Source organism: Pseudoflavonifractor sp. An85, from assembly GCF_002161235.1.
Taxonomy (GTDB): Bacteria; Bacillota; Clostridia; order Oscillospirales; family Oscillospiraceae; genus Enterenecus.
In genome coordinates this window covers 1-10,294 of sequence record NZ_NFHE01000048.1, presented here as the reverse complement: position 1 = coordinate 10,294, position 10,294 = coordinate 1, and the positions used below count along the sequence as shown (strand labels likewise).

16 protein-coding genes and 1 pseudogene are annotated in these 10,294 nt (G+C 57.4%); all 17 read left to right on the top strand.

What is annotated here, in order from left to right:
• A partial coding sequence (locus B5G37_RS15280; protein ID WP_158099433.1) for a hypothetical protein occupies positions 1 to 201 on the top strand: 201 nt, incomplete at its 5' end.
• Between the two features lie 6 nt (positions 202 to 207).
• On the top strand, positions 208 to 474 hold the full coding sequence (locus B5G37_RS13570) for a hypothetical protein (protein ID WP_087258697.1): 267 nt from the start codon (positions 208 to 210) through the stop codon (positions 472 to 474).
• The gene (locus B5G37_RS15275; protein ID WP_158099432.1) at positions 453 to 629 is read left to right on the top strand and encodes a hypothetical protein; all 177 of its coding nucleotides are present in this window, start codon (positions 453 to 455) and stop codon (positions 627 to 629) included. Before B5G37_RS13570 ends, B5G37_RS15275 begins: the two co-directional genes overlap by 22 nt.
• On the top strand, positions 607 to 870 hold the full coding sequence (locus tag B5G37_RS13565; RefSeq protein ID WP_087258695.1) for a hypothetical protein: 264 nt from the start codon (positions 607 to 609) through the stop codon (positions 868 to 870). Before B5G37_RS15275 ends, B5G37_RS13565 begins: the two co-directional genes overlap by 23 nt.
• Positions 871 to 935: 65 nt before the next feature.
• On the top strand, positions 936 to 1,151 hold the full coding sequence (locus B5G37_RS13560) for a hypothetical protein (protein ID WP_143482961.1): 216 nt from the start codon (positions 936 to 938) through the stop codon (positions 1,149 to 1,151).
• A 155-nt stretch (positions 1,152 to 1,306) separates the two neighbouring features.
• The gene (locus B5G37_RS13555; protein ID WP_087258691.1) at positions 1,307 to 2,089 is read left to right on the top strand and encodes a hypothetical protein; all 783 of its coding nucleotides are present in this window, start codon (positions 1,307 to 1,309) and stop codon (positions 2,087 to 2,089) included.
• A 228-nt stretch (positions 2,090 to 2,317) separates the two neighbouring features.
• Entirely contained in the window at positions 2,318 to 2,533 is a 216-nt protein-coding gene (locus B5G37_RS13550; protein WP_087258689.1) for a hypothetical protein, read from the top strand.
• The gene (locus B5G37_RS13545; RefSeq protein WP_087258687.1) at positions 2,481 to 3,023 is read left to right on the top strand and encodes a terminase small subunit; all 543 of its coding nucleotides are present in this window, start codon (positions 2,481 to 2,483) and stop codon (positions 3,021 to 3,023) included. Before B5G37_RS13550 ends, B5G37_RS13545 begins: the two co-directional genes overlap by 53 nt.
• Complete coding sequence (locus tag B5G37_RS13540) at positions 3,020 to 4,534, top strand: PBSX family phage terminase large subunit (RefSeq protein ID WP_087258685.1); 1,515 nt, start codon at positions 3,020 to 3,022, stop codon at positions 4,532 to 4,534. Before B5G37_RS13545 ends, B5G37_RS13540 begins: the two co-directional genes overlap by 4 nt.
• A 9-nt stretch (positions 4,535 to 4,543) precedes the next feature.
• Entirely contained in the window at positions 4,544 to 6,628 is a 2,085-nt protein-coding gene (locus B5G37_RS13535; protein WP_087258683.1) for a hypothetical protein, read from the top strand.
• Positions 6,625 to 6,756, top strand: coding sequence for a hypothetical protein (locus B5G37_RS15890; RefSeq protein WP_275532990.1), 132 nt, complete (start codon positions 6,625 to 6,627; stop codon positions 6,754 to 6,756). The genes B5G37_RS13535 and B5G37_RS15890 overlap by 4 nt, the downstream gene beginning before the upstream one ends.
• Before the next feature lie 61 nt (positions 6,757 to 6,817).
• The gene (locus tag B5G37_RS13530; protein WP_087258681.1) at positions 6,818 to 7,795 is read left to right on the top strand and encodes a hypothetical protein; all 978 of its coding nucleotides are present in this window, start codon (positions 6,818 to 6,820) and stop codon (positions 7,793 to 7,795) included.
• Positions 7,796 to 7,797: 2 nt separating this feature from the next.
• Positions 7,798 to 8,184: a hypothetical protein gene (locus B5G37_RS13525; protein ID WP_087258678.1), complete on the top strand. Its 387-nt coding sequence runs from the start codon at positions 7,798 to 7,800 to the stop codon at positions 8,182 to 8,184.
• A gap of 18 nt (positions 8,185 to 8,202) precedes the next feature.
• Positions 8,203 to 9,213, top strand: coding sequence for a hypothetical protein (locus tag B5G37_RS13520; protein ID WP_087258676.1), 1,011 nt, complete (start codon positions 8,203 to 8,205; stop codon positions 9,211 to 9,213).
• Between the two features lie 57 nt (positions 9,214 to 9,270).
• Complete coding sequence (locus B5G37_RS13515; RefSeq protein WP_087258674.1) at positions 9,271 to 9,627, top strand: hypothetical protein; 357 nt, start codon at positions 9,271 to 9,273, stop codon at positions 9,625 to 9,627.
• Positions 9,628 to 9,642: 15 nt separating this feature from the next.
• Complete coding sequence (locus tag B5G37_RS13510) at positions 9,643 to 10,116, top strand: phage holin family protein (protein ID WP_087258672.1); 474 nt, start codon at positions 9,643 to 9,645, stop codon at positions 10,114 to 10,116.
• A gap of 2 nt (positions 10,117 to 10,118) precedes the next feature.
• A pseudogene (locus B5G37_RS15810) lies at positions 10,119 to 10,294 on the top strand (amidase); the annotation flags it as partial.

The window sequence follows — 10,294 nt, the reverse complement described above, 5'->3', positions numbered from 1 at the left end:
GAAGCTGCCGGTAAAATCCTTTGGGGCTATGAGGTTCCGCCCAAGGATGACCAGCAGCTGATAGCCGAGGACATCTGGCAGGTGATCCGGCACCAGCTGTTTTTGGACTCCGGGAGCACAGACACCTGGAGGGTGGACGCACGCGAGCCGCTGCTGCTGGGGCCTGAGCCTCCGGCAATAATTGAACGGGTTGGAGGATGATTGCGGATGAGCGCAGAAATGATGATGGTTGTGGCTGCCGTGGTGGTCGTGGCGGCTTTTACACTGGGCTATGCTCTTGGAGCTGCTGAGACCCAGAGCATAGCAGAGGCAGACAGCTCACCGAAGGAAGAAGTGTCAGCCAACGTCCGGCTCATCCAGGAGGCGGAAAGGGCAAAAAAAGAGGCGGCCGAAGCAAACCTGATGCTGGAGATTGCGCTGGCCAGGAATGCGGAGCTGGTGAAGGAGAATGTATGCTTGAAATCAAGGTTATAGTGGACGCCCAGGCGTGGGAGGCACAGGGTGTCAAGGAAGCCCTGGGGATGCTGGTGGAGCACTGGGGATCGTCTAGGGTTGTTGAAGTCAGAGAGATTCCGCCGGAGCAGATCAAGATGGAGGTGAGCGGGTGTGGCAATTATCGTGGTAGGTGATAAGCCACTGGAGCAGTGGCAGGAATTCGTAGCCGAGTCTTTGGAAAAGGTGGAGCAGGACGAGGTGGAAGCGGTGGGCGTGTTTCTACTGCTGAAGGGGGGCGGAATGGCCAAGGGATACTTACACCTGACAGTTGACCACATGAGGGAGGTTGCAAAAGAACTGCAGGACGACATTGTGCAGGGATTGACCGAGATGGCCCTGCAAGAAATGATGGACGAGGAGGGGGAAGAGTTTTGAGGAAATTTAGGGTCAGACGATCGGTGAATGTGCCATACAACCGACAAGGGGCAATCTGGTTTGCCATGAAACGATATCACAGCATGCCGGAGCAGAAGAAAAAGAAGGTAAACGAGTTGCTGCGCGCGGCTGCCGGAGAAAACTGGGAGGCCCTCCGGGATTACTTAACGAGTGATGAGGAAAACAAAGACGTGCTCAAAAAACACCACATAGCGTCGTCTACCACGATTTACAGAGCGATGAAAAAATTCATGGAAGCATTCCCAGACGACCTTCTTTAGGCCGCCTGGGCATTTCCACAGGTGGGCCAAGAGCCGGGTCCATCTGTGGAAGTGAGAGGGCACATTATATAAATACGCACGCGCGTATTTATATGGACCCGCTTGAAGCCTAAGTTTAGAACCAAGCAGACAAAAAAGAGAGGGGCCGGAGAAAAATGGGAGAAGGGTACTGGGTGATCCGCACATGGGAGTGCGGGTCCATTGCTGAAAAAATAAAATATTGGATAAGCGGACAACGGCCCACGAAAAGCGAGCGGCGCCTGAAGGCAGAGGTGAACAAGCAGACGGTGAATGAATCCCAGGCAACCAAGCGCCTGGCCCGACTGATCAATTTGAATTGGCCGAAGGGGAAGGGAGGTGTGCTGGTTCGGCTGGGATACTCGGATGACGGGGTGGAGTACATTGGCGGAGAGGGCGATGGAGAGGAGTGGGCGGACAAGCTGTATCACGCTGCTCACCACCAGCTCCGCCTCTGGATGCGGCGTGTGCGGCGGGCTTGCAAGCAGGAAGGAATGTCCTTCCGATGCCTGGCAGTGACATCGGACATGGACGGGAAGACGGGGGAGCACAAGCGGGTGCATCATCACGTGATCATGGACGAGCGGGCGGTGGAGATTGCCCTGGCCAAGTGGGAGCTGGGGAGCACTCATCATAAGCGGCTGTGGCGGGTGCATGATCAGAGTGGGCTGGCGGAATATCTGATGAACCAGGTGCGCCGGTTGCCGGACGCGAAGAAATACATCCCGACCCGGAATCTCCGACAGCCACAAGCAAAGGATCGGATCGCAAAGAGCGGGGCTGAGCTGGCGGTGCCTCGTGGGGCTCGGCTGCTCTATCGCCGTGAGTATCGGCTCGGCGGAGCGCAGTACATACGATACATCACCGCAAAGGCGCTTACCGAGGATCCAGACGAGGACCCGCCGGAGCGGGCGGCGTGACAATTTCATAGCCTGGTCAAATGCGACACGACACACGCGCGTAGGGGGGCGCTTGCGCGTGCGTGATAGAAATTCAGATCATCGGGCAGCACGAACAGCCGAACGAAATGGGTTCGGCCGCTTGTGCTGCCCAAATTGTGCACTTAGGTGCGTGAAATGTGCGTTTAGGAATCAGACAGGTGGAAAAATGGATGATAAAATAAAATAAAAGCACTGGGAGGTGAGGGTATGCGGTCTGCACTGGAGATTCTGGCCGGGGAGGCCCGACGGAGGGGCATCACCTACGGGAAGTTGGTGGATAGCACCCCGGAGGAAGAGCTGGGGCGGATCGTACACATGGCCCAGCTGAAGGATAAATTGCAAGAGCGGCAGCGAGAAAGGGGGAGGGGACATGGCCAGGGAGAGGAAATTCAAGAGTTCGAAAGCACTCAGGGAAGCGGCTGAGAAATACCTGGACTCCATCAGCCGGACCGTGGAAGTTACAGAGCAGGTGCCGACTGGGAACCTGGATGACAAGGGGCACATGATCATGGAGGAGAAGGCCGTGCTCAATGACCGGGGGGAGGTCATCCGTGCCCGGGAATACCTCATCCCACCCACGGTGGTGGGCCTGTGCCTGCATCTGGGCATCCACCGCGCTACCTGGGCCAGGTGGTGCGACCATCAAGCCCACCCGGAGCTGGAGGAGGCCACGGAGTGGGTGAATAGCATTCTGAGACTGTGGAACGAGGAGCAGCTGCTCACCAGGTCGGATAAGGGTGTCAAAGGCATCATGTTCAACCTGCAAAACAACTATGGCTACTCGCAGAAGGTGGAGGTAGAGGCAGGGCCGCAGACCAGGGAGGCCCAGACCCTCACCACACAGGAGAAGCTGGCCCTGCTCCGGGAGCTGTGGGAGCAGGGAGTGCCGTCTGAGGTGGGAGACGGGCCGTGAACGAGAAAGAGCTGAACCGGGCCGTAGAGGTTGCCCAGTGGTACAAGGGCCTGAAAGAGACCAACAATGAGACATTCCTTCCCCTGTTCTTTGACCAGCACCGTTTCCTGATTCTGAAAGGGGGCGGCGGCAGTGGCAAGAGTATTTTTGCCGGGCGCAAGGTGTTGGAGCGGGTGACCACGGAGCCGGGGCACCGCTGGCTGGTGTGCCGCAAAGTGGCCCGCACGCTGCGGGAAAGCTGTTGGGCTCAGCTGGTAGGACAGATTGGGGACTTCTACCCTGATGCAGGGGCCAGGATCAACAAGTCGGACATGACCATCCGCTTTTCCAATGGCAGCGCCATACTGTTTGCAGGCCTGGACGACGTGGAGAAGCTAAAGTCTATTTTCAACATTACCGGCATCTGGATCGAGGAGGCCTCAGAGCTGGAGGAGGGGGACTTCAACCAGCTGGACATCCGTCTTCGCACTGACTTCAACCAGTATCTCCAGATGATTATCAGCTTTAACCCCATCAGTATCACCCACTGGCTGAAAAAGAGGTTCTTTGACCGTAAGGACCCGCGGGCGAGAGTGCATGAGAGCACCTATAAGGACAACCGTTTTCTCACTCCGGAGGCCATCCGGACCCTGGAGGACTTCAAAGAGACCGACGAATATTACTACATGGTCTACTGCCTGGGCCAGTGGGGCGTGACGGGTAAAACGGTGTTCAATGGCAAGGCTGTGGGCGAGCGACTGGCGCACTTGACCAAGCCGGAGCGGGAGGGGTTCTTTGAATACGACCTTGCGCCCGACGGCATCCACCTGTCCAACATCCGATGGGTGGAAGAGAGGGGCGGGCCCATCAAAATCTACAAGCCACCCCAGCCTGGGCGGCCATATGTGATTGGCGGAGATACCGCTGGGGATGGATCGGACTGGTTTGTGGCCCAGGTCCTGGACAACGTCACAGGAGCACAGGTGTGTACCCTGCGACACCAATACGACGAGGACACTTACACCAGGCAGCTGTACTGCCTGGGATTGCATTATAACCGGGCCTTGCTGGCCCCGGAGTGTAATTTCTCCACCTACCCGGTGAAGTTGCTGGGGCTTATGGGATACAAGAAGATTTATGTCCGAGAAGTAGAGGACGATTTCGACGGAAAAATCCGACACGCCTATGGATTCCGCACCGATCGGCTCACCCGGCCGGTGATCATTGCGGAGCTGGTGCGAGTGATGCGGGATCATCTGGGAGGGGTCAACGATAAGGCGACCTTGGAGGAGATGCTCACCTTTGTGCGCAACGATAAGATGCGCCCAGAGGCAGAGCCGGGAGCCCACGATGACTGTATCATGGCCCTGGCCATTGCCCACTATGTGCGCCCACAGCAGTCCATGCAAATCATGAGACCACAGGAGACCAGCGCGGCGAAATGGAGCGCTGATATGTGGCAGGACTGGGAGCGGGCAGGTCAGGCAGAGCGTGAAATGATGATGAAGCTATGGGGGCCGCCCCCCAGGTAAGGAGGACGCATGGACAAAGAAAAGACAAAGGCGGAGTGGAGCAAGCTGGAAACATGGCAGCAACGACTGGCAGACAGCAACGCCGAATACTCTGCTGAGTACGCAAAAATGGACCGGCGGGAGCAGATTTACAACGGAGATAACCAGCTTCGCCCACTGGTTCCGGGGGATACCAGACGGGACGGAGGCCCAAGAAAGACCAGCCATGTGCGCAACATCGTTTTTGAGAACATAGAAACCCAGGTTTCCAGCACCATCCCCCAGCCCAAGGTGACGCCCCGGCGTAAGGAGGACGAGAAGCTGGCCGAGATCATCGAGAACTTCTTGCGCAATGAGTTGGACCGCCTGCCCTTTGAGGACATCAACGACTTGGCCGAGCGAACAGTGCCCATCCAGGGCGGTGTGGCCTTCCTGGTGGAGTGGGACAACCGGGAGCGCACCCACGACACGGTGGGCACACAGGTGGTGCGTATGTTGCACCCCAAACAGTTGGCGCCTCAGCCCGGGATTTACACGGGAATCCAAGACATGGACTGGATCATCGTGAAAATTCCAACCACCAAGGGGGCAATCCTGCGGGAGTATGGGGTAGATGTGGATGCCGAGAGCGAGAGCGAGCCGGATGTGCGAAGTGCCACTGGAGAGAGCACGGAGAAGGAGGCAGTGACCCGCTATGTGGGATACGAGAAAAATACCAAGGGCGGGATCAACCGGTATTGCTGGGTCAATGACATTCAACTGGAGGACTTGGAAGACTACCAGGCCCGTCGCCAGCCGGTGTGCAAGGAGTGCGGCCGCGTCAAGCCTCTGCCTGGACAGCTGGTACAGCGCCGGGTGGAGCGGACTGCCAGTGAGGAGGAAATACTCCGTCAAGAGATAGCAGGTCAGATGCTGGCCCATCAGATGGCATCCGACGCGATGGGAGGAGCGGGAGGTTTGAGTGGCCTCCCGGTAGAGCCTGGGAAGCCGGAGGAACCGGTGGAGTACGACGGCGGGCCGTGCCCCTGGTGCGGCTGTGAGGAGTTTACTGGAGAAGTGCAGGAGTGCGAGCAGGTCATGTTGCCCATCACCACAAGGCACGGAATGGAGATTCCGGGCGCAACTCCTGACCTGGATGAGAATGGACAGCCGGTCCTACGCCCCACACTCATCCCATTCTACAAGCCAGGGATGTTCCCCATCGTATTGCAGCGCAGCGTGTCTGTGTATGGAAAGCTGCTGGGCAACTCGGATGTGGATATGATCGCGGACCAACAGAACACCATCAACCGCCTGGAGCAGAAGATCATTGACCGGATGATGAAGGCTGGAACCCGCATTACATTGCCGGACAATGCTTCTTTGAGGGTGGATTCCAACGACAATGAGCGGTGGTATATCGGATCGGCGGCAGATAAGGCCATGATCGGAGTATATGACTTCAAGGGAGACTTGGAGTACGAACTGCTCTATATGTCCAACGTCTACGAGGAGGCGCGGCAGACCTTGGGCATTACGGACTCCTTCCAGGGACGCACTGACACCACCGCTACCAGTGGAAAGGCAAAGCAGTTTTCGGCAGCCCAGGCCGCTGGACGACTGGAGAGCAAGCGGGTGATGAAGAACAAAGCATATGCAGATTTGTTCTGCATGATGTTTAAGTTCTGGCTGGCCTACGGTGATGAGCCCAGACCTGTCACGTCCAAAGATGCCCAGGGGCATACCAAGTACCAGGAATTTAACCGGTACGACTTTTTGGAGCGGGACGAGGATGGCCAGTACTACTGGAACGACCAATTTCTTTTTTCCGTGGATACCACGGGACCTTTGGCCAATAACCGCGAGGCCATGTGGCAGGAGACCCGGCAAAACCTCCAGACCGGTGCCTTCGGAGATCCCACGGCAGTGGAGACGCTGACCCTGTTCTGGACCAAAATGGAGGAATTGCATTATCCGGGGGCTGGCAGCACTAAGCAGGCCCTGGAGGAACGTATGAGACGACAGCTGGAGGCGGCACAGAAGCAGGCGCAAGCGGCTGGGCCGTCGCAGATGGCGAATATGACGCAGGGCAACAGCGGGAAAATGCCAATTCAAGGAGAGGGGGGAATGATGTGAACGAGCAGAAGGGATATATCGGCCGGATTCAGAACACCGGCACCCAGGTGGTGAAGGCACCCCACCAGACCACGGCGGCCAAGACGGGCACCGTCAAGACCGGCAAGGATCTGCGCACCGGCAAGTAAGCTGGGAGCAATGGAAAATACGCAGGGATAGCGGGAACATCCAAACAGGAAAGGAACAACCATGGAACTGACTGAATCTCAGATTTACGAAGGTCTGGGGCTGGAACAGCCCCAAGTACAGCAGGAAGAACCTGCCCCCAATGATCCGGTGGAACAGATTGAAAACCATGAATCTGTCAGCGTGGAATCTCAGGGGGTGGAGAATCGGCAAGAACCTCAGCAAGAGTCTCGGGAAGGTGCTTTTGGGGAGGAACAGCCCCAGCAGGAGCAAGACCAGCCTGTCCAGGACCAGGAGCAGCCCACCAAACCGGGGGAGATGAGCCTGGAGCAGCGACGGGAAAACGCTGCCCGACGGCGCCGGGAAGAGACCCAAGCCGCCATTAACCAAGCGGTTACCCAGGAGCGGGAGCGGAGAGACAAGGAAATTCAGTCCTTTTTTGCAGAAGCAGGGCTGAAAAATACCGTCACTGGTGCTCCCATCACCAACATGGAGGAGTATCGGGCCTGGAAACAGGAGTATGACCAGGCCAAAATGCAACAGGATCTCCAGGAAGGAAAGCTGACGGTGGACGGAATCGGGAAACTCATTGCCCAGAATCCGACCATCCAGAAAGCGGCTGAGATCATCCGGGAGAGCGAGGAGAAGGCGGCCCAGGCGCAAGCAGAGGCTGACAGGGTGAAACTGGAGGGCGAGCTGGCCCAGATCCGCCAGTTCAATCCCAACATCCAGACTGTGCAGGATCTTCTCACCATGCCCCGTGCCAAGGAGTTTTACCAGTTGGTGAAGCGGGGCAACACCTTTGTGGATGCCTACAAGCTGGCCCACTATGATGAACTCACCCAGCAGACTGCTGCCGCGGCCCGGCAGCAGGCCCAGAACCTGGCACGCAGCAAAAGCCACCTCACATCTGGTACCCAACAGGGAGCGGGGGCGGTTACGGTTCCGCGGTCTGAGATGGCTATGTTCCGAGCATTTAACCCCAACGCAAGTGAGGCCGAGATTCAGGCCTATTACAACAAGTATCAAGGAGGGAACTAACTGTGTTTGTACCTGTGAAACGTGATACCGGCGCTATGCTGCCCTGGGAGTACCTGGGCGCCGCTGCTGGTACGTATAAAGCTGGTCAGATGCTTACCGTCAGCGAGGGGAAGCTGGCGGCTCTGAGCCTGGCCAGCACCGACACACCCCCCTACATGTGCATGGCGGATGTCACTGCCGCCGACGGCCAGGTGATTCCTGTGACCCGGGTGGAGGGAGACTGCATCTATGAGACCCAGCTGAAAGCGCAGTACGACGCGGCCAAGGTGGGCGTGAAGATGAAGGTGGAGGCCGATGGCCTTACCGCCAGCGAGGGGGAAGGCACCTTTGAGCTGGTGGAAGTCCACGGCACCAAGAAAGGTGACACCGTCCGGGGAAGATTTGTGTAAAGGAGGACAAGCAACCATATGAAAATCATTTTTTCCGAAGGCTCCGGCCTGAACGACAGCATTTATGGCAAGTGCCAGGCTCCCATCCGCATGTTCCTGGAGCAGCGGGGAGAGCAGTGCGAGAAACAGTCTGTGCTGAAGGATCTGTTTCTCATGGGCAAGAGTGAGAACTACGGCGACCTCATGACCACCATGACCGCCATGAGCGGCTTTGAACCCGTGGGCGAGAACGGCGCGTACCCCCTGGACGGCATGCAGGAGGGCTACCAGAAGCTTCTGGTGTACGACACCTGGAAGGATTCCTTCTCCATCTCTGCGGAGATGATGGAGGATTCCAAGATTCTGGACATGAAAAAGCAGCCCGCAGCCTTCATTACCAGCTACAACCGTACCCGGGAGCTGTTCGGTGCCGCTCTGTACAGTGGCGCAATCTCTGGCCAGAAGCAGATGACCTACAAGGGACGGGCGTTTGACATTACCAGCGCCGACGGCGTGACCATGTTCCACACCGCCCATCCCCCCAAGGTCTCCGGTGAGACCCAGTCCAACCGGTTCAGCGACGAGTTTTCTGTGGATGCCCTGGGCAAGATGGAGACCGCCATGCACCTGTTCCGGGGCGACAACGACGAGATTCTGGACGTGGCCCCCGACACCATTCTCATTCCTGAGGTGTCCACTCTGAAAAAGACGGTCTTTGCCGCCATCGGCGCGGACAAGGAGCCCACCACCGCCAACAATGCCTTCAATTACCAGTACGGCCGCTGGAACGTCATTGTGTGGAGCTACCTCAACCAGTTTGTGGACCTCAGCTCCGGTAAGGCGCCCTGGATTTTGCTGGACAGCAAGTATAACCAGACCTACGGCGGGGCGGTGTGGAACGACCGTATCCAGCTGGCGGTGCGCTCCACCGTGGACGAGAACACCGATGCCAACGTTTGGCGCGGCCGCAGCCGCTTTAACGCCACCTTCAACGACTGGCGCTTTGCCGCCGTGGGCGGCGTGTCTGACGGCGTGGCACTGCCCACCTGAGCACAACCCCTCCCATCATAGGGAGGGGTGCTCCCACACAGGGGAGGAGGAGCGCATATGAATGCACTTTCTGTTGTAAATGAGGTGGACAGACTGGCTCCCAATCAGTACAGCCAGGAGCAGAAGCTGGAATGGCTGGGAGAACTGGAAGGAAAAATCCATGCGGATGTCATGTTGAAGACCCCGGAAGAGTTGGAGACACTGGAGAAAGTATGGAAGGACCAGCTGGCAGTGAGATGGCCCCACAGTGATCTGTATGTGCACTGGCTGCTGGCCAAGGTGCACCAGGCAGATGGGGAGCTGGAGCTGTACCAGAACCGCATGGAGAGCTTCAATGCCAGCTATCAGAATTATGTAAATTGGTATATCCGCACTTATGATCCGGCCAATACAGACGGGGCCGTGTACCAGTAAGAAGGAGGAAGGAATTTGCAGAAGGTAACAGAAATTAAACTTGCGATCACTGCTCTGGTGGGCACATTGTCCACTGTGTGGGGCGGGCTGGGTTGGCTGGTAGTGGGATGGGTGGTCTGCATGGCCATCGACTACATCAGCGGGTCGGCCGCTGCCGCAAGGGCTGGGGAGTGGAGCAGCGCTAAGGCAAGGGATGGGATCTGGCACAAGGCTGGGATGATCCTTGTGGTGGTCGTGTCGGCCATCGCAGATGCAGTAATGGTCGAGGTAGTAGAGCACTTCCCGGTGGTGCAACTGCCATTTGAATTGAGCGGATTGATTTGTTCCGTGGTTCTCGTTTGGTACATATTTACGGAACTTGGGTCTATCACTGAGAATGCCGTGGAAATGGGCGCTCCTGTGCCAGGATGGCTTTCTCGTCTATTGGCCGCTGGGAAAAATGCCGTAGATGCTGCCGGGGATGCCATAGCCCCGGATAAGGAGGAATAACCGTGAATTTGATCAAGTGCTTTTTCACCAAAAACGACTGCTACAAAGCGGGACGAACCATCACCCCCAGAGGCGTGATGGTCCACTCCACTGGGGCCAATAACCCCCTGGTGGCCCGATATGTTCAGCCCTCTGACAACGACCCCAACCGGGCGTATCTGCTGAAAAAGATCGGAGG